Consider the following 23,101-nt stretch of genomic DNA (forward strand, 5'->3'; position numbering starts at 1 on the left):
GTATTCTGCTGTCAGACGACGGTGGCGCCCGCCGCCGGGGACGCCGCCACGCGGGCCTCCCGGCAGGTGCCCGAGGCCAGCAGGGCGTCGGCCACCTTCCGCGCCGACTCCTCGTCGGCGGTGAGGAAGGCCGTCGTCGGCCCGGATCCCGAGACCAGCGCGGCCAGGGCGCCGGCGTCGGTGCCCGCCGCGAGGGTGCCGGCCAGTGAGGGGCGCAGGGAGAGGGCGGCGGCCTGGAGGTCGTTGCCGAGGGCGTCCGCGAGCGCCGTGGCGTCCCCCTTGCGCAGGGCGGTCAGGAGCGCGGGGGACGCGGCCGGCTCGGGAACGTCGGTGCCGGCGGTCAGACGGTCGAACTCGCCGTACACGGCCGGGGTGGAGAGTCCGCCGTCGGCGACGGCGAAGACCCAGTGGAACGTGCCACCGACCTCGACGGCCGTCAGCTGCTCGCCCCGGCCGACCCCGAGTGCCGCCCCGCCGACCAGGCTGAACGGCACGTCGCTGCCCAGTTCGGCGCAGATCTCCAGGAGTTCGTCCCGGCTCGCGCCTGTGGCCCACAGGGCGTCGCAGGCCAGCAGGGCCGCGGCGCCGTCGGCGCTGCCGCCCGCCATGCCGCCTGCGACGGGGATGTCCTTGGCGATGTGGATGTGCACATCGGGGGCGATGCCGTGCCGGGCGGCCAGGGCGATCGCCGCGCGGGCCGCCAGGTTGGTGGCGTCCAGCGGGACCTGACCGGCGTCCGGTCCGGAGCAGGTCACGCGCAGGGTGTCGGCCGGGGTGACGGTGACCTCGTCGTACAGGCCGACGGCGAGGAAGACGTTGGCCAGGTCGTGGAAGCCGTCGGGCCGGGGCGCGCCCACCGCGAGCTGCACGTTGACCTTGGCGGGTACACGGACGGTGACGCTGTCGGTCATTCGGAGGGCTCCGGCTTGTTCTCGGCGATGGCGGCGAACTCCTCGACGGTGAGCGCCTCGCCCCGTGCCTGCGGCGAGATCCCCGCAGCGGTCAGGGCGGCCTCGGCGGCCGGTGCGGAACCCGCCCAGCCCGCGAGTGCGGCGCGCAGTGTCTTACGGCGCTGGGCGAAGGCGGCGTCCACGACGGCGAAGACCTCGGTCCGGCTCGCGGTGGTCCGGATCGGTTCGGTGCGCCGCACGAGGGACACCAGCCCCGAGTCGACGTTCGGCGCGGGCCAGAACACCGTGCGGCCGATGGACCCGGCGCGCTTGACGTCGGCGTACCAGTTGGCCTTGACCGACGGCACCCCGTAGACCTTGTTGCCCGGCTTGGCCGCCAGCCGGTCGGCGACCTCGGCCTGCACCATCACGAGGGTCCGCTCGATGGTGGGGAAGCGCTCCAGCATCGTGAGCAGGACCGGCACGGCGACGTTGTACGGAAGGTTGGCGACCAGGGCGGTGGGCGCGGGGCCGGGCAGCTCGGTGACCAGCATCGCGTCCGAGTGGACCAGCGCGAAGCGGTCGGTGCGGCCGGGCAGCCGTGCGGCGACCGTGGCCGGCAGGGCGCCCGCGAGCACGTCGTCGATCTCCACGGCGACGACCCGGTCGGCCGCCTCCAGCAGGGCCAGGGTGAGCGAGCCCAGGCCGGGCCCGACCTCGACCACCACGTCGTCGGGCCGCACCTCGGCGGTCCGTACGATCCTGCGGACCGTGTTGGCGTCGATGACGAAGTTCTGACCGCGCTGCTTGGTGGGGCGTACGCCCAGCGCTGCGGCCAGCTCGCGGATGTCTGCGGGGCCCAGGAGGGCGTCGGGCTCTGTGGTGCTCACCCGTTAAGCCTACGGCCGCCGCGGGGCCCGGGGCCCGCCGCCCGGCACGGGGCCGGAGCCGTGCGCCTCCCGGAGGACGACGACCTCGTCGCCGTCGTCGAGGCCCGTGGCGGGGGCGGGGGCGACGGTGTCGCCGGTGCCGACCGTGACGCCCTCGTCTTCGAGGAGCTCCCCGACGTCGTCCGCGAAGGTGTGCAGGGTGCGCGACGTCCCGTCGACTCTGACGCTGACGGCCTTGTCCTGGGCGAGGAACGCCGCGGTGCCGCCCGCCAGGACGGCGACGACCAGGGCGCGCGGGACGATCCGCCGCAGGCTCTCCGGGGCGGCGCGGTGCCGCCGGGCCGCCCGGTGTCCGGGGGTCTCCCTCGGCGGGGCCGCCGCCTGCCGGGCCACCAGCGGGGTGTCCAGCACGGTGGGATCGTGGACCGGCAGAGGGCCCGGCCACAGGGTGGCGACGATCGTCCGCTCCTCGTGGAGGGAGCGCGGCGGCGCCGACGGCGGGGCGGGGACGCGCGCCGGGCCCCGCCCCGTGCGCCGACTGCCGCGCGCCGCGCGGTGACTGCCCTGCGAATGGCCCACGACGCTCCAGACGTTCGGCCTGCCGACCCCGTTGCGCGGGCACGATAGCGGAGCCCTCGTCACCGTACAAAGTCGTACGATTACCCAACGTGCGCCCGGGGAGGGGTCGCGGCACTCAGAAGTCGAACGCCCGCGCCGTGTTGTCGTAGACGGCGGCGGCCAGGGTGTCCTCGTCGGTGCCCCTCACCTCTGCCATGGCACGGAGGGTGACCGGGATCAGGTAGGGCGCGTTGGGCCGTCCGCGGTAGGGGGCGGGGGTGAGGAACGGGGCGTCGGTCTCGACGAGGACGAGCTCGGCGGGGGCGACGGCCAGCGCGTCGCGCAGCGGCTGGGCGTTCTTGAAGGTGACGTTGCCGGCGAAGGACATGAAGTACCCGGCGGCCGCGCAGATCCGGGCCATCTCGGCGTCCCCGGAATAGCAGTGGAAGACGGTCCGCTCGGGCGCGCCCGCGTCGGCGAGGATCCGCAGCACGTCGGCGTGGGCCTCCCGGTCGTGGATGACCAGGGCCTTGCCGTGCCGCTTGGCGATCTCGATGTGCGCCCGGAAGGACTCCTCCTGGGCGGCGACGCCCTCGGGGCCCGTACGGAAGTAGTCGAGGCCGGTCTCGCCGACCGCGCGTACGTGGGCGAGGGCGGCCAGGGCGTCGATCTCGGCGAGGGCCTCGTCGAGTGCCGCCTGCCCGCCGGGCTCTCGCGCCCCCTGGCGGGCCGTGCCGTCGGGGTCGCCGTGCACGATGCGGGGCGCCTCGTTGGGGTGCAGGGCGACGGAGGCGTGCACGGACGGGTGGGCGGCGGCGGTCTCGGCGGCCCAGTGGGAGCCCTTCACGTCGCAGCCCACCTGGACGACGGCGGTCACGTTGACCGCCGCGGCGCGGGCCAGCGCCTCCTCGACCGTTCCGTCCTGCATGTCGAGGTGGGTGTGCGAATCGGCGACCGGAACCCTGAGGGGTTCGGGGAGCGGCGGGGCTTCGGTACGGCTCATGCCCACGACTCTACGAGGGCACGAGCCCTCTCTCACCGCCGGTGGACGGGCTCACCCCCGGTGGACGGGCTCACCCCCGGTGGACGGGCTCACCCCCGGTGGACGGGCTCACCCCCGGTGGACGGGCTCCCCCCGGTGGACGGGCTCACCCCCGGTGGAAGGGCTCACCGCCGGTGGAAGGGGCGCAGCAGGTCGGACAGCTGCCAGTGGTGCGACTCGGGGCCCGGGGCCCGCGCGGCCGCGACCGCCATCTCCTCGGCGGCCGTCTCCTCACCGGCCCTCTTCGGGCGGACCGTCTGCTGGGGCCGGAGCAGCTGCTGGACGGTGGAGACACGGCCCGCCCGCATGATCCGGACCACGTGGCCGCCGCAGTTCGCACAGGTGGGTGTGGACAGCGGTGAGGGCACACGCTCTCCGTCCGCCTCGTAGACCACGAAGGCGTTGCCCGAACCGTCGACGTGGTGCTGTATCTCGTAGGCCTGTTCCCAGCCGTAGCCGCACCTCATGCAGGCGAAGGCGTACGCCTCGTGGACGGTGGCTGCTGCGATCTCACTCATGCCTGCTCCCTTGTCCGCGGACCAGCACTCCGGACAAGCACTCCGGGTGGTGCGTCCCACCGTCAAGTGGACGCCTTCACCGGCGGCAACGCACCAGGTCTGCCGAGTGTTGGAACGGTCTTGGCCGATTCGTGGACAAAGACCCCGGAACGCGGCTCGGGCTTTACATTTCAGGCTAGTCCCTTGCCCTGTTCCTGGCCGGTCCGAGCCGCGTTCTTTGCCGCGACCACCGCATCGAACACCTCGCGTTTGGGCAGCCCGGCGTCGGCGGCGACCGCCGCGATGGCCTCCTTGCGCCGCTCCCCCGCCTCCTCGCGCACCTGCACCCTGCGCACCAGCTCGGCGGCGTCGAGTCCCTCGTCGCCGGATTCCGTGGCTCCCTCGACCACGACGGTGATCTCTCCGCGCACGCCTTCGGCTGCCCAGACGGCCAGATCGCCCAGGGGGCCGCGCTTCACTTCCTCGTACGTCTTGGTCAGTTCCCTGCACACGGCGGCCCTGCGGTCCGCACCGAACACCTCGGCCATCGCGGCCAGGGTGTCGTCCAGCCGGTGCGGGGCCTCGAAGAAGACCATCGTGCGGCGCTCGCCGGCGACCTCCCGCAGCTTCCCGAGACGCTCGCCCGCCTTGCGCGGCAGGAAGCCCTCGAAGCAGAAGCGGTCCACGGGCAGGGCGGACAGCGCGAGCGCGGTCAGCACGGCCGACGGGCCCGGTACGGCGGTGACCTTGATGTCCTGCTCCACGGCGGCGGCGACGAGCCGGTAACCGGGGTCGGAGACGGACGGCATCCCGGCGTCGGTGACGAGCAGTACACGCGCGCCTCCGGCCAGCGCCTCGACGAGCTCGGGCGTGCGCGCCGACTCGTTGCCCTCGAAGTAGGACACGACACGCCCCGTCGTGTGGATGCCGAGCGCCTGGGTGAGCCTGCGCAGCCGCCGGGTGTCCTCGGCGGCCACGACATCGGCCGTCTCCAGCTCGGCGGCGAGCCGTGGCGGGGCGTCCGCCACGTCGCCGATGGGGGTCCCTGCGAGTACGAGCGTTCCAGTCGTTCCAGTCACATCGGCCATCCTCCCAGCACGGACGGCACCACTCGCACAGATGCGTTCCCTACGATGGCGCGGTGACGAGTACTGCGCCCGAGGCCCAGCAGGGCAACGACGCCGGGGAACACGCCGGCGACCAGCCGCCTTCCTGGCAGCAGCGGCTGCGCCGCTTCGGCCATTCCCCACGGCCGGAGACGGGGCTGCGCGAGCGCCTGGTCCCGCCCTACACACGCCCCGGACGCCAGTTCTGGGACGTTCTCGCCGTTCCTCCGGGCCTCGCCGGCCGCCTGGTGCGCTGGGCCGCCTGGGGCGGGCCGCTGCTGGTCGCCCTGGTGGCCGGGGTGCTGCGGTTCTGGAACCTGGGCAGCCCGAAGGCGGTGATATTCGACGAGACGTACTACGCCAAGGACGCCTGGGCACTGGTCAACCAGGGGTACGAGGGGTCCTGGCCCAAGGACGTCGACAAGCTGATCCTCAAGGACCCGTCCTCGGTGGACATCCCGGTGGACCCCGGCTACGTCGTCCATCCGCCGGTCGGCAAGTGGATCATCGGATTCGGCGAACAGCTCTTCGGGTTCACCCCGTTCGGCTGGCGCTTCATGGTGGCGCTCCTCGGCACCGTCTCGGTCCTGATGCTGTGCCGCATCGGCCGCCGGCTGTTCCGCTCGACGTTCCTGGGCTGCCTGGCGGGCACCCTGCTGGCCGTCGACGGTCTGCACTTCGTGATGAGCCGCACCGCGCTGCTCGACCTGGTGCTGATGTTCTTCGTGCTGGCCGCCTTCGGCTGCTTCCTCGTCGACCGCGACCGGTCCCGCCGCAGGCTGGCCGACGCGCTGCCGGTGGACGAGGAGGGGCTCCTGCGCCCGGACGCCCACATCGCCGAAACGCTCCGCCTCGGGTGGCGCCCGTGGCGGATCGCGGCCGGTCTGATGCTGGGCCTGGCCTTCGCCACGAAGTGGAACGGGCTCTACATCCTGGCCGCCTTCGGTGTGATGTCGGTGCTCTGGGACGTCGGGGCGAGGCGGACGGCGGGCGCCGTGCAGCCGTACCGGGCCGTCGTCCTCAGGGACCTGCTGCCCGCGTTCGTCTCCACGGTGCCGGTCGCGATCGGCACGTACGTCGCCTCGTGGACCGGCTGGATCGTCACGGACAAGGGGTACTACCGCAACTGGGCCGCCACCGAGGGCAAGGGCGGCAACTGGACCTGGCTGCCCGACTGGCTGCGCAGCCTGTGGCACTACGAGTACCAGGTCTACGAGTTCCACATCGGCCTGACCTCCGGCCACACCTACCAGTCCAATCCATGGAGCTGGATCGTCCTGGGCCGGCCCGTCTCGTACTTCTACGAGGAGAAGACCGGCTGCCTCACGTCGGAGACCGGCAAGTGCGCCCGCGAGGTCCTGGCGCTCGGCACCCCGCTGCTCTGGTGGGCGGCGTGCGTGGCGCTGCTGTACGTGGTGTGGCGCTGGCTCTTCCGCCGTGACTGGCGGGCGGGCGCGATCGCGTGCGGTGTGGCGGCGGGCTGGGTGCCCTGGTTCTTCTACCAGGAGCGGACGATCTTCCTCTTCTACGCGGTCGTGTTCGTGCCGTTCCTGTGCCTGGCCGTCACGATGATGATCGGCGCCCTCATCGGCCCGGCGGCCGGCACGGGCACCAAGCACCGCCTCGGCGTGGACACAGCCGACCCCACCGGGGAACGCAGACGCACGCTGGGGGTGATCGCGGCGGGCGTCCTGGTACTGCTGATCGTCTGGAACTTCGTCTATTTCTGGCCGCTCTACACGGGCACGTCGATCCCGGAGGACTCCTGGCGCGACCGGATGTGGCTGGACACCTGGGTGTAGGGAGGCCGGGGCCCGGCAGCACGCCGGGCCACTGGGGAGGCCGTCCGGGAGGGCCCCGGAGGCGTTCAGCGAGCGGAAGCTCCGCGTCCCCCGGTGTCCGCGCCGAGGGAGCCCGGGCCTTCCTGTTCACGTGTGGTTGACTCCTCCGCATGGCTCCGTCTCCGCGTCTGCCCGTCCGGCCGTGACCGATCCGATCGCGGCCACCCGTCCCCGCAACCGCAAGCAGCTCATCGTCGAGGCGGCCGGCCGGGTCTTCAGCGAGCACGGCTACCACACGGCGTCCATGGAGAAGATCGCCGCCGGCGTGGGCATCACCGCGGCGGCCCTCTACCGGCACTTCCCGAACAAGTACGCCCTGTTCGCCGAGTGTGCCGACCTCATGGCTGACCGGCTCGTCACCGCGCTCGACGAGGTGCCGCCGACGGCGGACCTGCCGGATGTGCTCTCGGCGGTCACCCGGGTCTCCGTCGCACACCGCGCGTCGGGCGGGGTGTACCGGTGGGAGGCCCGGTACCTCAACCGTGAGGACCGCCGGCGTCTCAGGGCGAAGTTCGGGCGGATCGTGGGACGGGTCGACGAGGCGGTGCAGCGCGCGCACCCGCTGCCCGGCGAGCGGCTGCGTGCCGCGGCGGCCCTCGGGGCGATCGGGTCCATCGCGATGCATCACACCTCGATCGCCCAACGGCGTGCCGAGGAGCTGCTGTCGGAAACCGCGTTGCGCGTCGCCGCGACCGACCCCACGGCGGTCCGGGGGGACGCGCGTCCCGTCGAGCTGCCCGCCCAGCCGGTGCCGCGCACCCGGCGCGCGGAGATCCTCGCGGCCGCCGTCCCCCTGTTCGCACGGGACGGGTTCGCCAGCGTCACGAACGGACAGATCGCGGAGGCGGTGGGGCTGGCCCCGTCCGCGCTCTACCGCCACTACTCCGGCAAGGTCGACATCCTGGCGGCGGCGTGCCTCCAGGCGGCGGGACTTCTGGCCCAGGGGGTCGACCAGAGCCTGCACGAGGTGGCCGGCCCGCACGACGCCATCGTCGCGCTGGCGGCGACGTACGTGGCCTACAGCTTCGAGTACACCGCGCTCAACAGCGTCGCCGAGGCCGAGCTCGCCGGCCTGCCCGACGGCCTGCGGCGGTCCCTGGTCCTCGCGCAGCGTGAACACATCGCCGTCTGGGAGCAGCAGTTGCGGCTGGCGCGTCCGGAGCTGGACCCGCGCCAGGCCCGGGTCCTGGTGCACGCGGGTTTCGGTGTGGCGGTCGAGGCCGGACGCGGACTGCGGTGGCAGGACAGCCGTGACCACCGTGACGCCGTGACCGCCCTGGTCGTGGGTTCCCTGGGCCTCTGAACGGGCATCGGGTCCCGGCACGCGCCGAGGCTCCGGGTGAGACGTCTCGCGTGGAGGTCCCCCGGGTGCCCGCCCCACGGCGCGGCTGCCGGGGGACGGGCGTGTCCGGGACCGGATCGGCGGCTCAGCCCGCCGGCCTGTTCCCGGTGGGGATCGTGATGGGGGTGGTGGTGGAGGACGAGCCCTTGTTGAGGAACAGCATGGCCAGGGCGCGCACGAACTGGTCGAACATGTAGAAGGTCCCGGGCATGACGGGCGACAGCCCTTCGCGGAACAGGATGAAGGCCGGCCACACGGTGCGGACCAGGGCCGCCGCCGCGTAGTCGCGTGGCAGTTTCAGCCAGTCGCCGACCTCGTTGCTGAGGGCGTAGCGCACGAACTCGTTCAGGAACCCGCGCGTGACGCCGAGATCGATCTCCGCCGTCAGTCCGAGCAGCACCTCGGCCAGGTCCAGGCCCTCGGGCGTCGGGGCGAGGATCGGGGTGAGCACCTGCGCCGACTGGGCTTCCGCGGCCGCCCAGGTCTTCGGGATGTACTCCTCCGGCACGCCGAGCAGGTAGATGGCGACCTGCCACGAATGCAGGAAGGCCTCCTGGTCCGCGGCCGACATCGGGATCTTCCAGTCGAGCATCTTCCTGTGGACGTAGGTGCCCAGGCTGTGGAAGGTGACCAGGATGTCGGCGACGCTGATCGGGACGGCCTGGTCGGCGCCCGCCTTCCAGTGCGGCGACTGCGGCAGCAGGTGGCGTACCGCGCCGTGCACCAGTCGCGTCTTGTTGGCGGTGACGACGAACTGCCCGGTCGGCTTGAAGGCGTCCAGCTGGGACAGGTCGTAGCCGAAGGTGAACGTCTTGGCCGCGCGGTCCTTCATGTCGGCTCCGCCGAAGGACCAGTAGACGCTCCTGGCCTCCCGTGGGATGACGGTGCTCATGATCCCGCTGCCGAGGCCGTACAGCATGAACAGGTAGGTGTCCTTGCGCCGGTTGAAGTCGGCGGCGCGGGCCAGCTTGGCGGGGTCGGCCCAGGAGGGCAGCTTGTTGACCGTCCTCAGGTGGGCGGCCAGTTCGGCCGGCAGGCCGCTGGGCAGCGCGTCGCCGTTGTTCACCCACTTCGCCATCGCGGTGTTGACGGACGGGACCTGGCCCTTCTCGAGCAGCGAGACCATCAGTGGATCGGTGGCGCTGTCCCAGACGTACTCCGGGTCGACGCCCGAGCCGGTTCCGGCCAGCGAGTCCGTCGACGACCACGCCCTGGCGGGGTTCGCCACACCTACGAGGCCGAGCGCCACACCGAGGGACAGAAGGCTTCGCCTGTTGAGATTTTGCATTTACTTACCCACTTCCATGCTGGACCAGACGGCACCATCTGCCGTTTCTGGCTTGCCTGTTGGGTTACCACCACGTTTCCGATCATGCTGAATAATGTGATTCTCAATTAACATAGCGAGCCGTGCCACCGTCGGCAATGGTGATGACCGAGGCCGCGCACCCGGCGGCCGGCGGGCCACACCGACCACACGGGCAGGCAGGCACCGGCGGCACCGGAGCCGGGCGGCGGGGCGGACGCGCGCCGGAAAGCGCTCTCTCGCGGTGTATCGCGGTCCGGTAACAACCGCCTCAGGGTGCACGGGTGTCACGTAAAGTGCCGGAGGAAGGCTCACTTGAACACGTTCAAGATGAGCTCCTGGGGAGGGGGACCGCACAGATGCGCAGTGGAGCGAAAGTCGCCGTAGTGGGCGGGGTGTTCGTGCTGGTGGCCGGAGGGCTCGGCTACGGCGTGTACGAGGTGGTGCTGGGAGGCGGCGAGGCAGGGGGCACGGAGACCGCGTCCGCGTCGGCGGAGGTGAGGACCGGGCCGCCCGACAAGGATGAGATCCGGGAGACCGCCAAGGACTTCCTGGCGGCATGGGCGTCCGGCGACGCGTCCGCCGCCGCCCTGCTCACGAACAACGAGGCGGCCTCCGAGCCGCTGCTGGCCGGCTACGCCGCAGAGGCCCACGTCACGAAAGCCGTGATCACACCGGGTCCCGCTGTCGGCGCGAAGGTGCCGTACACGGTGAAGGCGACGGTGTCCTACGAGGGGAAGACCAAGCCCTGGTCGTACTCCTCCGAGCTGACCGTGGTGCGCGGTCTGACGACCGGCAAGGCCCTCGTCGACTGGCAGCCCACGCTGATCCACCCGCAGCTGACCGAGGGCGCGGCGCTGAGGACCGGGGAGTCCTCGACGGCTGCGATCGAGGCCGTCGACCACAACGGCAAGGTGCTCGACAAGGAGAAGTACCCGTCGCTCGGGCCGATCCTGGACAGCCTGCGCGAGAAGTACGGCGACAAGGCCGGCGGCTCACCGGGCATCGAGACCTGGATCGAACAGGCCGACGAGCAGCAGCCGGACACCACACTGCTGACGCTCGCCGAGGGGAAGCCCGGCAAGCTGCAGACGACGCTCGACGCGGACGCCCAGGCGGCTGCCGAGAAGGCGGTCAAGCAGTTCAGCGGGGCGTCCGTGGTCGCCGTGAGGCCCTCCACGGGATCGATCCGCGCCGTCGCCAACAACCCGGCGACCGGCTTCAACGCGGCGATGCAGGGCACGCAGGCACCGGGATCCACGCTGAAGATCATGACCGCGGCGATGCTCCTGGAGAAGGGCCTCGTCTCGGCGAACGGCTCCGCGGAGTGCCCCAGGGAAGTGATGTACCAAGGCCGTACCTTCCACAACCTGGACCACTTCGAGCTGCCGGCCTCCAGCAGCTTCACCACCAGCTTCGCCCGCTCGTGCAACACCGCCTTCATCAAGCTGATCGACGACACGAAGAACGACTCCGCGCTGCCCGAGGAGGCGCGCGAGGTCTTCGGGATCGGCCTCGACTGGAAGACCGGCATCACGTCCTTCGACGGCAAGGTGCCCGACGAGACCGGCGGTGAGGCGGCAGCGCAGTACATAGGCCAGGGCACCGTCCAGATGAACGCCCTCAACATCGCGTCCATCACGGCCACCGCCCGCACGGGAACGTTCCGTCAGCCGGTCATCGTCCCGCAGTCCCTGGACGACCGTCAGCTCGCCACCGCGTCACGCTCGCTGTCGCAGAACGTCACCCGGCAGCTGAACGACATGATGCGGGCCACCGCTTCCTGGGGCACCGGCAAGTCGGCGATGGCCCCGGTCGGCGGCGACAAGGGCGCCAAGACGGGCTCTGCCGAGGTCGACGGCCAGGGCAAGTCCAACAGCTGGTTCACCGGATTCAGCAACGACCTCGCGGCAGCGGCGGTCGTCCAGTCCGGCGGCCACGGCGGCGACGCGGCGGGCCCGGTCGTGGCGGCGGTGCTGAGCGCGGGGTAGCGACGCGCGGGTCCGCAGGAGGGCAGGACCGGCCGGGCCGGAGGCGGATCACGCCTCCGGCCCGGCCTGCTTTCCCGTGTCGCCCCGTCCGCGCCGCCGGCGCGCGGCGATCGCCTCGGGGTCGATGTCCGGGCGGGACCACTGCTCGGCGAGGGCGAGACTGCTGGCGCGGCCGTCCGCCACGTGTTCGTGCGCGAGGCGGGCCGCCCGGTCGGCGTCGCGGGCGGCGATGGCCTCGTACATCCGCTGGTGTTCCGCGCACTGCTGGGCGGGGTCCCGCTGTGCCGTCAGACGGAAGAGCCAGTGCATGCGCGCCTCCAGGGGCCGCATCACACCGCTGAGCAGCGCGTTGGCCGCGAGATCGACGATGTCGGTGTGGAAGGCCGCGTTGGCGGCGGCGATCGCGGCACGGTCGTGCGCGCGGGTCGCGGCCCGCGCGGCGTCGAGGCCGGCCGCCAGCCGGGCCAGCCCCTCCTCGTCCGCCCGCTCAGCGGCCAGGCGCGCGGCGAGGGACTCCAGCGATTCGCGTACGTCGAAGAGGTCGCGTACGTCGCCGGGGGTGAAGGGTGCGACCAGTGCTCCCCGGTGCGGTACCAGCAGCACGAGCCCGTCGGCCGCCAGGAGCCGCAGGGCCTCGCGCAGCGGGATGCGCGAGACCTCCAGCTCGGTGGCCAGGTCGCGCTCCACGAGCCTTTCCCCGGGCTGGAGTTCGACCTCGATGATGCGCCGCCGCAGGGTCTCGTACGCAAGATCGCGCAACGAGGGGCGCCCCGCGTCGGACGGTCGGGCTGCTGTCACCAAGGCTTTTCCTCCGCTTTCGGAACGGTCCCACCGTATGCGGATCCCGCACCGGGTCCGCTACTGCTAACCGCTCGGTGACACGGTGGCAACAAACGACCCGGAAACTGGGGCGCCATAGCGGTATACCACTAACCGGCTCGCGGGCCCCGTTCCCTGGAGGCATCCCAGTGGCACCTTCCCGACCTCTCCCCTCCCCCGTCGCGGTCGCCGCGACCGTCGTGTCAGGGCTGCTCCTGCTGACCGCCTGCGGCGGGTCCTCCGCGGCCGACGGCGGGGGCAAGGACGACGGCAAGCTCAAGGTCGGCGTCCTCTTCCCCGGTTCGCTCTCCGACGACGGCTTCATGGGTTCCGCCCACCTCGGTTACCAGCGGGCGGAGAAGCAGCACGCCGGCACCGTCGAGTTCAGCAAGGTCGAGCAGGTGGCGACCGCGGACTACGAGAAGGCGCTGGTCCGCTTCGCCACCACGTCCGACCTCGTGATCTCCATCGGCGGCCAGACGGACGCCGACGTGCGCAACGTCGCGGCGCGCTTCCCCCAGGTGAAGTTCGCCGAGATCGGTGGCCCCGCCGACGGCAAGCCGCTCGCGAACCTCTCGCTGTACGACCCCCAGCAGGCCGAGGCGGCCTTCCTGTCCGGGGCGGCATCCGCGCTGCTCTCCGAGACCGGGACGGTCGGATTCATCGGCGGCGCGGAACTCCCGGCGATCGTGAACGCCGCCGAGGAGTTCGAAAAGGGCGCGGCGGCGGCCGACCCCGGGGTCGAGGTCCTCGCTCCGCAGTACGTCGGCGACTTCAACGACGTGGCCAAGGCCAAGCAGTCGGCGCTCGCCGACTTCGGCGCCGGGGCGGACGTCCTGGGGCAGGTCCTCAATCTCGGCCACAAGGGCGTCGCCCAGGCGGCGAGCCGACGCGACGGCAAGCTCATCGGCGGCCCGATCGCCCACAAGTGCGGCAGCGACCCCGCGTACGCCGGCTACGTGGAGACGGACATCGGCGCGGAGATCGAGTACGCGGTGGACCACCTGGTCGCAGGCGACTGGAAGGCGGAATCCGTCCACTTCGGGCTGACCTTCGCGGAACCGCACAACGACATCGTGCTCTGCGACACCACGGACCCCTCGGTGGGCGAGAAGCTCGACGAGCTGAAGCGGAAGATCACGACCGGCGAGATCACCACCCGATGAACACGGCCGCTCCCGCGCTGGAGATCTCCGGACTCACCAAGTCCTTCGGCACGATGCGGGCCCTGGAGGACGTGGACCTCGTCGTCGAGTCCGGCACCGTCCACTGCGTGCTCGGGGAGAACGGCGCGGGCAAGTCGACCCTGTGCCATGTCGTGGGCGGCTCGCTGGTGCCGGACGAGGGCGGTATGCGCCTCTACGGCGCGCCGTACGCCCCCCGCCGGCCCGCGGACGCGCTCGCCGCCGGGATCGCCATGGTCCACCAGCACTTCAGCCTCGTACCGACCCTGACCGTGGGCGAGAACATGCGCCTGCTGCGGCTGCGGGACCTGCCGCGGCGGGTTGCACGGGTCCGCGAGGAGTACGGGCTCGAACTCGACCTCGACGCACGGGTGAGTGAACTGCCCGTCGGCGTGCGCCAGCGTGCCGAGATCGTCAAGGCGCTGCTGCGGGAGCCCCGGCTCCTCGTGCTGGACGAGCCCACGGGCGTCCTCGGACCGGCCGAGACCGACGCCCTGCTGGCGACCTGCCGCCGGATCGCCGAGTCTGGGCACGCGGTGGTCCTGGTGACGCACAAGCTCGGCGAGGTGGCGCGGGCCGGGGACGCGGCGACCGTGCTGCGCGGCGGCCGGGTGTCCGGTGGCGGGCCACTGGCCGAACTGCCGCCGGAGCGGCTGGTGCCGCTGATGATCGGCCGGCCCGCCGACTCGCTGGACGCGGGGCTCGCCGGGACGATCGGGCTCCCCTCGGACGAAGGCGCCCCGGAGACAGGGGCGGCCGGCGGGCCGGCGGCACCGGGTGACCGCTCCCGGGCCGACGGCCCCTCGGAGGCCGGCGGGCGAGCGGCGTCCGGCGGCAAGGCCCCCGCCCGTACGACGAAGGCGCTGAGCGTGCGTGACGTCAGCGTGCGGCGCGCGGACGGGACCTCCGCCCTGGACGGGGTCTCCCTGGACGTCGCGTACGGGGAGATCGTCGGGATCGCCGGGGTCGAGGGCAACGGTCAGAGCGAGCTGATGGCGCTGCTCGGCGGCTCGCTCACGCCCGATGCGGGACACGTGGAGCTGGACGGGCGGGACCTCACCCGGGCGACACCGCGCGAGCGGAGCCGGGCCGGCCTCGGCGTGGTGCCGGAGGACCGGCTCCACGAGGGTTGCGTGCCGCGACTGCGGGTCGCCGACAACCTGTTCCTCGGCCGGCTCGACCGCTTCCGGCGTTACGGGGTGCTCCTGGACCGGCGGGCCATGGACCGCGCCGCGGACTCGGTGCTCACCGGGCACGGCATCCGGGCGGGCGGCCCGGGGGCCCTGATGTCGTCGCTGTCCGGCGGCAACCAGCAGAAGGTCGTGCTGGCCCGGGAGCTGGCGCTCGACCCGCTGGTCTGCCTGGCCGCGGCCCAGCCCACCCGCGGTCTGGACATCGGAGCGGTGGGCGCCGTGCATTCCCGTATCCGTGACGCGGCCGCCGCCGGGACAGGTGTGCTGGTGGTCTCCAGCGAGCTGTCCGAACTCCTCGTCCTGTGCGACCGGATCGCCGTGGCCTACCGGGGCAGGCTGCTGGGCCCCGTCGACCCTGCGGAGCCGGACGCCCGGGAGCGGATCGGAGCCCTCATGCTCGGCGCGCGCGCTTCGCGCTCCGAGCCGGAGAGCGCGGGCCGCGCCCCCGAAGCCCTGCGCTGAACCGCCCCTCGCAGCACCCGCGTCCCGGCCGTCGCAGCACCCGCGTCCCGGCCGTCGCAGCACCCGCGTCCCGGCCGTCGCAGCACCCGCGTCCCGGCCGTCGCCAGCCCTCGGCCAGGACGCGCGCACCCGAAATCTCAAGGAGCCGCCATGTCGCCCCCACCTCCCACCCTGTCCGCGCCCGCCCCCGCCCCCGCACTGCGCACGGCACGTACCCGCATCACCCCCGTCCTGAGGCACCCCGTCGCCGTCGGCGTCCTCGCGGTCCTGCTCGCGGGCGCGGCCGGGCTCGGGCTCGTGAAGGGGGCCGGGACCGAGCCCGCGACCGCCTGGGACGCTCTCGTCGAGGGCATGTTCGGCTCGTCGTACGCCGTCGGGAGTTCCCTGAACTCGGCCGCCGTACTGGCCCTCATCGCCACCGGGTTCACCGTCGCCCACCGTGCGGGGCTGGTGAACGTGGGCGGCGAGGGGCAGCTGTGTGCGGGAGGCCTCGCGGCGGCCGCCGTGGGAATGGCACTGCCCGCAGGGGTCCCGGCCGCGCTCGGTGTGCCGCTGGTCCTCGTCGCCGGATGCGTGGCGGGCGGCGCCTGGGCGGGGATCGCCGGCCTGCTGCGGGCGAAGAGGGGCACCAGCGAGGTCATCACCACGCTGCTGCTGAACTTCGTCGGCGTGGGGCTCGTCTCGGTCGCCGTCCACGAGGAGGCGCTGCTGCGCCAGCCCGTGACCTCGTCCGAGACGCTGCCCCAGTCCGCGCCCCTGCCCGAGGGCGCCCGGCTGCCGCTGATCGGCGGCATCGAGTCGCCCGCGACCGCGATCATCGTGATCGCCGCGGTCGCCGCCGTGGTCACCGGTGTGGTGCTGCGGCACACGGCCGTCGGACTGCGGCTGCGGTCCGTCGGCCACTCCCCCGCCGCCTCGGCCCGGCTCGGACTTCCCGTGGCACGCCTGGAGACGGGCGGTCTGGCCTTCGCCGGCGCAGCGGCGGGACTCGCGGGCGCGGCCCTCGTCGCCGTCGCGCCGTACGTGCTGGCCGAGCACTTCTCCTCCGGATACGGCTTCTCCGGGCTGGTCGTGGGCCTGCTCGCCCGCGGCTCGCTCACCGCAGTGGCGGCGGTGTCGCTCCTCTTCGGCTTCCTCACCAACGGCGGCATCAACCTCCAGCTCGCGGCCGGGGTTCCCGCCTCCTCCGTACAGATCGTGCAGAGCCTGCTCGTCCTGTTCGTCGCCGCGGCCATGTTCGGGACCACACGCAACGGGAGGACCTCATGAGCGCGGTCGTGGAGGAACTCGTCTCCGGTGGGGTCCGCCTGGCCGTGCCGCTCCTGCTGGCCTCCTCGGGAGAGCTGCTGAGCGAACGCGCCGGAGTCCTCAACCTCTCCGTCGAGGGCATGATGCTGACCGGCGCCTTCGCGGGCGCGGCAGGCGCGCTGGCCTCGGGGAACGCGGGTGTGGGCGTGCTGGCCGCGCTCGCCGCGGGGCTGCTCTTCGCCGCCCTCCAGGCGCTGCTCAGCGTCGTCCTGCGTGCCGACCAGATCGTCACCGGCATCACGGCGAACGCCCTTGCCCTCGGTGCGACGACGTACGGCTCCCGTGTCTTCTTCGGCGACGGGGCGGCGGACTCCGTGCCGGGATTCGACCCGGTCCCCGTGCCCGGCCTGCACAGCATCCCCGTGCTGGGACCCGCCCTGTTCGAACAGACCGCCCTCGGCTACGCCGCCTTCGCCGTCGCCGCCGTCCTCGCCCTGGTATTCAGCAGGCGCACGTCGTGGGGCCTGGCGGTCGACGCCATCGGGGAGGACGCGACCACCGCCGACCGCTGCGGTCTCCCGGTGCGCGCCGTCCGGTTCGCGGCCGTGCTGCTGACCGGGGCCGTGTCGGGCCTCGCGGGTGCGCAGCTCGCCCTGTCGGAGGTCCACGCGTTCAGCGACAACATCACCGGCGGCATCGGATACCTGGCCGTCGTCGCGGTGATCGCGGGCCGCTGGCGGGCCTGGCCCACGATCGTGGCCTGCCTCTTCTTCGGCGTCGCGCAGTCACTGCAGTTCGCCGCACCGGCCCTGGGGCTGCATCTGTCCGCGCCCCTCCTGACCACGCTGCCCTACGTCATCGCACTGCTGGCGGTGAGCGGACTGGTCGGCCGCAGCCGGGCACCTTCGGGGCTGACCGTCCCCTTCCTGCGCGGCACCTGACCACCCGCCGGCACCCGCATCCGCACCCCTGAGGACACACGACATGACGCTGATCCTGACCCGCTCCGACATCGCCGCACTGCTCGCGGACGTACGGGAGGACGTCGAGAGGGCGGTGGAGAACTGCCACCTGGACCTGTCACTGGGCAGGGCCGTCCTGCCGCCCCCGCCGGCCATGCCGCTCCCGGGGTCGGACGGGACCTTCCTCGCGATGGCGTCGGCCTCCGCCCCGGCCGGCCTCGCCACCGTGAAGCTCCTCGCGGACCTCCCCGCCAACCGCGAACGGGGTCTGCCCGTGCAGCGCTCGGCCGTCCTGGCCGTGTCGGCGGACACCGGTGCGTGCGAGGCACTGCTCGACGGGGCCGAGGTCACCCGTGCGAGGACCGCAGCCGCCACCGCCGTCGCGACCCGGGCCCTCGCCCGGAAGGACGCGCGCGTACTGGGGCTCGTCGGCACCGGCCCGCTGGCCCGGGCCCACGCCCGCGCACTGCTGCCGGGCCGCGCGTACGAGCGGATCGTGCTGTGGGGGCGCGACCCCGGCCGCAGCGGCGAGCTGGCCGCCTGGATCCGCGCGGAGCTGGGGGTGGAGGCGAGCGTGCTGGCCGGGCCGCAGGCCGTCGCGGAGGCCTCGGACGTCCTGTGCACGCTGACGCCGTCCCGGGAACCGTTGATCCGGGGCGCGTGGCTGTCCCCCGGCCAGCACATCAACGCGGTGGGCGCTCCTCCGCGCCCCGACCACCGGGAGATCGACACGGAGGGCGTCGTACGCTGCCGGATCGTCGTCGACGCCTGGACGACGGCCCGCGCGAAGTCGGGCGAGGTGCTGATCCCGCTCGCCGAGGGCGCGCTCGGCGAGGACGACTTCCGCTGCGAGCTCGGTGACGTCCTCGCGGGAACCGAGCCCGGCCGGACCTCGGACACCGATCTCACCCTCTTCAACTCGGTGGGTGTCGGCCTCCAGGACCTGGCGGTGGCACGGCTGTTGATCGATGCCGCCCACGCCCGGCGCACCGGGACCGTGATCGACCTCAGCGGCTGACCCCGGCGACCGGAGCGGGATGCCCTCGCCCCGGGGGCCCCGCTGCCCGGGGGCGCCGGACCGGGGCGGCCGTCAGGCCGGGATCGACGATCGGCACAGCCGCCGGAAACGCTGTGGTCCGCCCCCGCGGCCGTTCAGTAGCGTGCGGGGCATGAGTACTTCCGGGACCACCCCCTCCACCGCCTCCTCCGATGCCCATCCCCGCTTCGCCGAAGCCCTGCGTGAGCTGGGCCTGGACGTCGAGGTACGCCGCTTCCCCGACGCCACGCGCACCGCGGTCGAGGCCGCCGCGGCGATCGGCTGCGAACTCAGCCAGATCGTCAAGTCCCTGATCTTCGAGGCGGACGGCGTACCCGTCCTGGTCCTGATGGACGGCGCCTCGCGGGTCGACGTGGAGCTCGTACGGAACGAACTGGGCGCCGGGAAGGTCGAGCGGGCGCGGGCGGACCTGGTCCGGGCCACCACCGGGTACGCGATCGGCGGCGTGCCGCCCTTCGGCCACCTCACGAAGACCCGGGTGCTGGCCGACCGGGGCCTGCTGGGGCACGCCGAGGTGTGGGCCGCGGCTGGCCATCCGCACGCCGTCTTCCGGCTCGGTCCCACCCGGCTCGTGGAGCTCGCGGGCGGCACCCTCGTGGACGTGCGCGAGCGGACCGCGTGACACCGCTGGTGGCGGCGGCCGTCCTGGCCGCCGCGATCACGCACGCGAGCTGGAACGCCATCGCCCACGCGATACGCGACCAGTTGCTGTCGTTCACCCTGATCTCCGGCGGCGGAGCGCTGATCGGAGCCGTACTGGTCTGCTTCGCGCCGCTTCCCGCGGGCGGTGCCTGGCCGTATCTGCTGGTCTCCGCGGGCCTTCACGTGGCGTACATGCTGTTGCTGATGCGCTCGTTCACCCTGGGCGACTTCGGCCAGATGTACCCGATCGCCCGGGGTACGGCCCCGCTCGTCGTGACGGTCCTGGCCGCCGTCCTCATCGGGGAGCGCCCGGACGGCTGGGCGACGGCCGGGGTGGCCGTCGCTTCGGCGGGGCTCGTCGGACTGGCGCTGTGGGGCATCCGCGGCTCCGGGAGCCGGCCGCACCGGCCGGCGGTCCTGGCCGCCCTCGCCACGGGTCTCGCCATCGCCGGATACACGACGGTGGACGGGGTCGGAGTACGCGCCTCGGGAACGCCGGTCGGCTACATCGGCTGGCTGATGACCGTGCAGGGAGTGGTCATCCCCGCGTACGCCTACTGGCGCAGAAGGGGCGAACTGGTGCCGCAGCTGCGGCCGTTCATGGCACGAGGACTGCTCGGCGCGGCCCTTTCCGTCTCCGCCTACGGTCTCGTCCTGTGGGCGCAGACGAAGGCGCCGCTGGCCCCGATCGCCGCGCTCCGTGAGTCCTCGATCATCGTGGGTGCCGCGATAGGGGCACTGTTCTTCAAGGAACGGTTCGGGGCCCCACGGATCGCGGCGGCCGGACTGATGGTGGTCGGCATCGGGCTGATGCTGCACACCAGTTGACCGGGCCGGATCAGAACTTGCCGGACTGCTCCTCGGTGCGGTGCCCCAGCCGGGCGCGGAACTCCGCGCGGAAGCGGACGGAGAGCGGCGGCCACCCCCAGAAGTCGAAGGCGAGCGCCCCGAGATCGAACCCCGGTCCGAATTCCCACTCGGTGACCGGTACGGAGACACCGCAGGCGGGGCAGGGCACCTCGCCCCGCCCCGTCTCCCGCCACGAAGCGATGCCGTCCCTGAACGGCCGCCAGACCTCCTCGTCCGGCTCGGACGTCTCCGGCCAGTCGATGACGACGGTGCCGGCCCCGCACCGCGGGCAGGCCGCCGAGTCCGCGACGTCCTGGCCCTGGCCGCCGACGTGGTACTCGCGCCCGACGACGACCGCCACCGGTCCGGGGAGCCACGAGGGGTCCGAGGCGTCGGCCACGGCCCGGGCCCACTGGGGGCCGGGTACGTGCCCGAGGTCCACGGGCAGGCTGTACATCGCGTCCTTGGTCATCTCACGCGTGATGACGCCCTCGGCGACCATCCAGTCGACCATCTGCCCGGCAAGTGGCCCGGCCTGCTCGCCGGTCACCTCCAGATCGACGATCCGCTCGAAGAAGTCACCCATCGGTACCACCCATGCCTCTCGTCGACTCACCTCGGACGAAGGCGCATCACTGTGCCACAGGGGTACGACAACCGGTCACCGGACGAGTGGCGCGGCCAGTTCCACGACCACCTCGTCGCCCTCCCGCGCGCCCGTGGGACGGAAGCCGAGCGAGGCGTAGAGGCTCCCGGCCACCGTGTTGGCCGGGTCGTAGGAGAGCCGGATCGCCTCGCAGCCCTCGCGCCGTGCCAGCCACCCGGTGAGGGTGCGTACGGCTGCGCGGCCGAGGCCCTTGCCCTGCTCGGGGCCGTCCACGACCATCCCGCCGATCCAGTACGAGCCGTCGTCGTCCCGGGCCCACATCACATGCCCGGTCACGGTGTCGTCCCCGTACACGGCGAGCGAGTGCCAGGTGTCCTCGTACAGGGACAGCAGCAGATAGCGGCCGGCCAGCGCGGCGACGTGGTCGCGCTGGCCGTCCAGCGGCGCGATGTCGGCGACCGCACGCCAGTTGTCGCCGTCCACCCCGCGCAGGGTGACGTGACGGCCCGTCCGGTCCGTCAGGCCGTGGTCGATGAGTCCGTGGTGGGTCATCCTGGCAGGTTAAGCGGCGCTCACCGGACCCGGCGACCCCATTTCAGCGCTCCCCGGCCACGCGTTCCCCGGCCGCCCGCTCCCCGGTCATCGCCGCGCGGAAGCCCGTGTTGACTCCGAGGAGGCCACCGTCCACGCGCAGCGTCGTACCGGTGATCCACGCCGCGTCCCGGGAGGCGAGGAAGGCGACGGCCGACGCGATGTCCTCCGGTTCGCCGATCCGGCCGAGCGGGTAGAGGGCGCTCGCCCGCTCCAGCGCCGCGTCCCGGCCGGCCCACGCCTCGGTGCGGATCGTGCCCGGCGCGACGAGGTTGACGCGGACGCCTCTCGGTCCGGCGTGACCTGCGAGCGTGCGGGTCAGACTCGCCAGGCCGGCCTTGGCCGCGCTGTACGCGTGCCCGCCGAAGTCCTGTTCCCCGTTGACCGATCCGATGGTGACGATCGCTCCCCGGCCGGACGCCACGAGGTGCGGCAGCGCGGCGCGCGAGCAGCGGTAGGGGCCGCTCAGGGTGATGTCCAGGGTGTGTTCCCAGGACGCGTCGTCCTCGTCCTCGAAGAGAGCGGCGTCGTCATGGTTGGCGTAGGCGTTGTTGACCAGGACGTCGAGCCGCCCGAAGACGGCGGCCGCGTGGGCCACCGCCGCCCCGACCGCCGCCCCGTCGCCCACGTCGCAGGCCAGGGATTCGGCGGTGCCGCCCGTCTCACGTATCCCGGCCGCCGTGCGCTCGGCGCGCCCGGCGTCCAGGTCGGTGACCAGGACGGCCGCGCCCTCGGAGGCGAGCCGGCGGGCGGTGGCCGCCCCGATGCCCTGTCCCGCGCCGGTGAGGAGCGCGGCGTACCCGTGGAAGCGAGGAGAAGTCATAGCGCCGACCGTACTGCCCTGACCAGTGCCTGGGCGCGGGGATCGGCGGTGACTCCCTTCTGCAGACCGTTCGTCACATAGCCGAGCGCGATGCCCGATTCGGGGTCGGCGAAGCCCAGCGAACCGCCGCGGCCGGGGTGCCCGAACGAACCGGGGCCGAGCAGCGGCGCGGCGGGTCCGTGCAGCATGTAGCCGAGGCCGAAGCGGGTGCTGACGACGAGCACGCGGTCCGGTCCCGCGGACTCCTCGGTGCGGGCCAGCGTGAGGGTGGCGGGGGCGAACAGCCGCTGTCCGTCGACCTGGCCGATCATCGCGGCGTAGCAACGGGCGAGTCCGCGTGCGGTGGCGACACCGTTGGACGCGGGGAGTTCCGCCGCGCGGTAGGCCGGGGCGTTCTCGTCGGGGAAGGGGTCGATCGCCCCGAAAGCGCGGCGGGTGAGGGAGGCCGGGTCGGCGTAGGCGTCGACGACGGAGCGCTTGGGACGCACACGCAGGGTTCCGCCGCCCTCGGCGGGCGGGGGTTCGACCGGTCCGATCCGCCCGATGCGGTGGGCCTCGTCGGCCGGGAGTCCGAACCAGAAGTCCAGTCCGAGCGGGCGCGCGATCTCCTCGGCGACCCAGCGGCCGATCGTCCGCCCGGTGACCCTGCGCACCAGCTCGCCGATGAGCCAGCTGTAGGTCTGGGCGTGGTACCCGTGGTCGGTGCCGGGCTCCCACTGGGGCCGCTGTGCGGCGACGGCCCGCGGCCCCGAAACCTGGTCCGCGGCCTCCTCGGGCGTCAGTGTCGTGTCGAGGGCGGCGAGTCCGGCCCGGTGGGCGAGGAGGTGGCGTACGAGGACGCGCTCCTTGCCGTTCGCCTTGAACTCCGGCCAGTACGTGCCGACGGGGGCGTCGAGGTCCACCTGTCCCCGCTGGTGCAGGAGCAGCGGCACGGCGGCGGCGACGCCCTTCCCGGCCGAGCGGACGACCTGCACGGTGTCCACGGCCCAGGGTTCGGTGCCGTCGACGTCTCTCGTACCGGCCCACAGGTCCACGACCTTGCGGCCGTGGTGGTAGAGGGCCACGGCCGCTCCCCGTTCCCCGCGCCGTTCGAAGTTACGGACGAAAGCGTCCCGTACCGCCTCGAATCCCGGTGCCACCGTGCCCCGCACATCCACGCCTGCTCCCGCGCTCCCGCTCATCCCCCCATGGTGCATCGCGC

General features: G+C 72.9%; 22 protein-coding genes. 10 read left to right on the forward strand and 12 right to left on the reverse strand.

What is annotated here, in order from left to right; all coding sequences use genetic code 11:
- Positions 1-11: 11 nt before the first annotated feature.
- The 6 genes from HED23_RS31680 to rsmI all read right to left on the reverse strand — a co-directional run bounded on the left by HED23_RS31680 (position 12) and on the right by rsmI (position 4,965).
- The gene (locus tag HED23_RS31680) at positions 12-911 is read right to left on the reverse strand and encodes a 4-(cytidine 5'-diphospho)-2-C-methyl-D-erythritol kinase (RefSeq protein ID WP_203186746.1); all 900 of its coding nucleotides are present in this window, start codon (positions 909-911) and stop codon (positions 12-14) included.
- Positions 908-1,780, reverse strand: a complete 873-nt coding sequence (gene rsmA / locus HED23_RS31685; RefSeq protein ID WP_203186747.1) for a 16S rRNA (adenine(1518)-N(6)/adenine(1519)-N(6))-dimethyltransferase RsmA — start codon at positions 1,778-1,780, stop codon at positions 908-910. The genes HED23_RS31680 and rsmA overlap by 4 nt, the downstream gene beginning before the upstream one ends.
- Before the next feature lie 9 nt (positions 1,781-1,789).
- Positions 1,790-2,359: a ubiquitin-like domain-containing protein gene (locus HED23_RS36155; protein WP_203186748.1), complete on the reverse strand. Its 570-nt coding sequence runs from the start codon at positions 2,357-2,359 to the stop codon at positions 1,790-1,792.
- Positions 2,360-2,474: 115 nt separating this feature from the next.
- Entirely contained in the window at positions 2,475-3,341 is an 867-nt protein-coding gene (locus tag HED23_RS31695) for a TatD family hydrolase (RefSeq protein WP_203186749.1), read from the reverse strand.
- 164 nt (positions 3,342-3,505) lie between these two features.
- Positions 3,506-3,898 carry a hypothetical protein gene (locus HED23_RS31700; RefSeq protein WP_203186750.1) on the reverse strand — a complete coding sequence of 131 codons (393 nt, stop codon included), beginning with the start codon at positions 3,896-3,898 and terminating at the stop codon, positions 3,506-3,508.
- A 170-nt stretch (positions 3,899-4,068) separates the two neighbouring features.
- Positions 4,069-4,965, reverse strand: a complete 897-nt coding sequence (gene rsmI / locus HED23_RS31705; RefSeq protein WP_203186751.1) for a 16S rRNA (cytidine(1402)-2'-O)-methyltransferase — start codon at positions 4,963-4,965, stop codon at positions 4,069-4,071.
- A 53-nt stretch (positions 4,966-5,018) separates the two neighbouring features.
- Between rsmI and HED23_RS31710 the strand changes: the two genes are divergently transcribed.
- Positions 5,019-6,785 carry a dolichyl-phosphate-mannose--protein mannosyltransferase gene (locus HED23_RS31710; RefSeq protein ID WP_203186752.1) on the forward strand — a complete coding sequence of 589 codons (1,767 nt, stop codon included), beginning with the start codon at positions 5,019-5,021 and terminating at the stop codon, positions 6,783-6,785.
- A 136-nt stretch (positions 6,786-6,921) separates the two neighbouring features.
- Complete coding sequence (locus HED23_RS31715; RefSeq protein ID WP_203186753.1) at positions 6,922-8,127, forward strand: TetR/AcrR family transcriptional regulator; 1,206 nt, start codon at positions 6,922-6,924, stop codon at positions 8,125-8,127.
- A 124-nt stretch (positions 8,128-8,251) separates the two neighbouring features.
- Here the strand turns inward: HED23_RS31715 and HED23_RS31720 are convergent, their stop codons facing one another.
- Positions 8,252-9,454 carry an oxygenase MpaB family protein gene (locus tag HED23_RS31720; protein ID WP_203186754.1) on the reverse strand — a complete coding sequence of 401 codons (1,203 nt, stop codon included), beginning with the start codon at positions 9,452-9,454 and terminating at the stop codon, positions 8,252-8,254.
- A 377-nt stretch (positions 9,455-9,831) separates the two neighbouring features.
- On the opposite strand from HED23_RS31720, the gene HED23_RS31725 reads away from it, so the two are divergent.
- Entirely contained in the window at positions 9,832-11,463 is a 1,632-nt protein-coding gene (locus HED23_RS31725) for a penicillin-binding transpeptidase domain-containing protein (protein WP_203186755.1), read from the forward strand.
- Positions 11,464-11,511: 48 nt separating this feature from the next.
- On the opposite strand, the gene HED23_RS31730 is transcribed toward HED23_RS31725, so the two are convergent.
- Positions 11,512-12,261 (reverse strand): GntR family transcriptional regulator, encoded by a 750-nt coding sequence (locus HED23_RS31730; protein ID WP_203186756.1) that lies wholly within the window; start codon positions 12,259-12,261, stop codon positions 11,512-11,514.
- A gap of 170 nt (positions 12,262-12,431) precedes the next feature.
- Between HED23_RS31730 and HED23_RS31735 the strand changes: the two genes are divergently transcribed.
- The 7 genes from HED23_RS31735 (at position 12,432) to HED23_RS31765 (ending at position 19,858) form a co-directional block, all read left to right on the forward strand.
- The gene (locus HED23_RS31735; RefSeq protein WP_203186757.1) at positions 12,432-13,448 is read left to right on the forward strand and encodes a BMP family protein; all 1,017 of its coding nucleotides are present in this window, start codon (positions 12,432-12,434) and stop codon (positions 13,446-13,448) included.
- Complete coding sequence (locus tag HED23_RS31740) at positions 13,445-15,121, forward strand: ABC transporter ATP-binding protein (protein ID WP_203186758.1); 1,677 nt, start codon at positions 13,445-13,447, stop codon at positions 15,119-15,121. Before HED23_RS31735 ends, HED23_RS31740 begins: the two co-directional genes overlap by 4 nt.
- Before the next feature lie 150 nt (positions 15,122-15,271).
- Positions 15,272-16,390: an ABC transporter permease gene (locus HED23_RS31745; protein ID WP_203186759.1), complete on the forward strand. Its 1,119-nt coding sequence runs from the start codon at positions 15,272-15,274 to the stop codon at positions 16,388-16,390.
- The gene (locus HED23_RS31750) at positions 16,387-17,310 is read left to right on the forward strand and encodes an ABC transporter permease (RefSeq protein WP_203186760.1); all 924 of its coding nucleotides are present in this window, start codon (positions 16,387-16,389) and stop codon (positions 17,308-17,310) included. Before HED23_RS31745 ends, HED23_RS31750 begins: the two co-directional genes overlap by 4 nt.
- Positions 17,311-17,353: 43 nt before the next feature.
- A complete protein-coding gene (locus tag HED23_RS31755; RefSeq protein ID WP_203186761.1) occupies positions 17,354-18,349 on the forward strand; it encodes an ornithine cyclodeaminase family protein in 996 nt (331 codons plus the stop codon).
- 151 nt (positions 18,350-18,500) lie between these two features.
- On the forward strand, positions 18,501-19,010 hold the full coding sequence (locus HED23_RS31760) for a YbaK/EbsC family protein (RefSeq protein ID WP_203186762.1): 510 nt from the start codon (positions 18,501-18,503) through the stop codon (positions 19,008-19,010).
- Positions 19,007-19,858 carry a DMT family transporter gene (locus HED23_RS31765; RefSeq protein WP_203186763.1) on the forward strand — a complete coding sequence of 284 codons (852 nt, stop codon included), beginning with the start codon at positions 19,007-19,009 and terminating at the stop codon, positions 19,856-19,858. The genes HED23_RS31760 and HED23_RS31765 overlap by 4 nt, the downstream gene beginning before the upstream one ends.
- A 10-nt stretch (positions 19,859-19,868) precedes the next feature.
- Here the strand turns inward: HED23_RS31765 and HED23_RS31770 are convergent, their stop codons facing one another.
- The 4 genes from HED23_RS31770 to HED23_RS31785 all read right to left on the reverse strand — a co-directional run bounded on the left by HED23_RS31770 (position 19,869) and on the right by HED23_RS31785 (position 23,057).
- Complete coding sequence (locus tag HED23_RS31770) at positions 19,869-20,465, reverse strand: hypothetical protein (protein WP_203186764.1); 597 nt, start codon at positions 20,463-20,465, stop codon at positions 19,869-19,871.
- A gap of 75 nt (positions 20,466-20,540) precedes the next feature.
- Positions 20,541-21,038 (reverse strand): GNAT family N-acetyltransferase, encoded by a 498-nt coding sequence (locus HED23_RS31775; protein ID WP_203186765.1) that lies wholly within the window; start codon positions 21,036-21,038, stop codon positions 20,541-20,543.
- 43 nt (positions 21,039-21,081) lie between these two features.
- Entirely contained in the window at positions 21,082-21,900 is an 819-nt protein-coding gene (locus HED23_RS31780; protein WP_203186766.1) for an SDR family NAD(P)-dependent oxidoreductase, read from the reverse strand.
- The gene (locus HED23_RS31785; protein ID WP_203187723.1) at positions 21,897-23,057 is read right to left on the reverse strand and encodes a serine hydrolase domain-containing protein; all 1,161 of its coding nucleotides are present in this window, start codon (positions 23,055-23,057) and stop codon (positions 21,897-21,899) included. The genes HED23_RS31780 and HED23_RS31785 overlap by 4 nt, the downstream gene beginning before the upstream one ends.
- Positions 23,058-23,101: the final 44 nt, after the last annotated feature.

The organism is Streptomyces pratensis (assembly GCF_016804005.1).
GTDB classification, from domain to species: Bacteria; Actinomycetota; Actinomycetes; order Streptomycetales; family Streptomycetaceae; genus Streptomyces; species Streptomyces pratensis_A.

Excerpts from the sequence above, each read along its gene's own strand:
- HED23_RS31680 (WP_203186746.1), bottom strand. The coding sequence starts at position 911 with ATGACCGACAGCGTCACCGTCCGTGTACCCGCCAAGGTCAACGTGCAG.
- HED23_RS31695 (WP_203186749.1), bottom strand. The coding sequence starts at position 3,341 with ATGAGCCGTACCGAAGCCCCGCCGCTCCCCGAACCCCTCAGGGTTCCG.
- HED23_RS31700 (WP_203186750.1), bottom strand. The coding sequence starts at position 3,898 with ATGAGTGAGATCGCAGCAGCCACCGTCCACGAGGCGTACGCCTTCGCC.
- rsmI (WP_203186751.1), bottom strand. The coding sequence starts at position 4,965 with ATGGCCGATGTGACTGGAACGACTGGAACGCTCGTACTCGCAGGGACC.
- HED23_RS31720 (WP_203186754.1), bottom strand. The coding sequence starts at position 9,454 with ATGCAAAATCTCAACAGGCGAAGCCTTCTGTCCCTCGGTGTGGCGCTC.
- HED23_RS31725 (WP_203186755.1), top strand. The coding sequence starts at position 9,832 with ATGCGCAGTGGAGCGAAAGTCGCCGTAGTGGGCGGGGTGTTCGTGCTG.
- HED23_RS31740 (WP_203186758.1), top strand. The coding sequence starts at position 13,445 with ATGAACACGGCCGCTCCCGCGCTGGAGATCTCCGGACTCACCAAGTCC.
- HED23_RS31745 (WP_203186759.1), top strand. The coding sequence starts at position 15,272 with ATGTCGCCCCCACCTCCCACCCTGTCCGCGCCCGCCCCCGCCCCCGCA.
- HED23_RS31750 (WP_203186760.1), top strand. The coding sequence starts at position 16,387 with ATGAGCGCGGTCGTGGAGGAACTCGTCTCCGGTGGGGTCCGCCTGGCC.
- HED23_RS31755 (WP_203186761.1), top strand. The coding sequence starts at position 17,354 with ATGACGCTGATCCTGACCCGCTCCGACATCGCCGCACTGCTCGCGGAC.
- HED23_RS31760 (WP_203186762.1), top strand. The coding sequence starts at position 18,501 with ATGAGTACTTCCGGGACCACCCCCTCCACCGCCTCCTCCGATGCCCAT.
- HED23_RS31770 (WP_203186764.1), bottom strand. The coding sequence starts at position 20,465 with ATGGGTGACTTCTTCGAGCGGATCGTCGATCTGGAGGTGACCGGCGAG.
- HED23_RS31775 (WP_203186765.1), bottom strand. The coding sequence starts at position 21,038 with ATGACCCACCACGGACTCATCGACCACGGCCTGACGGACCGGACGGGC.
- HED23_RS31780 (WP_203186766.1), bottom strand. The coding sequence starts at position 21,900 with ATGACTTCTCCTCGCTTCCACGGGTACGCCGCGCTCCTCACCGGCGCG.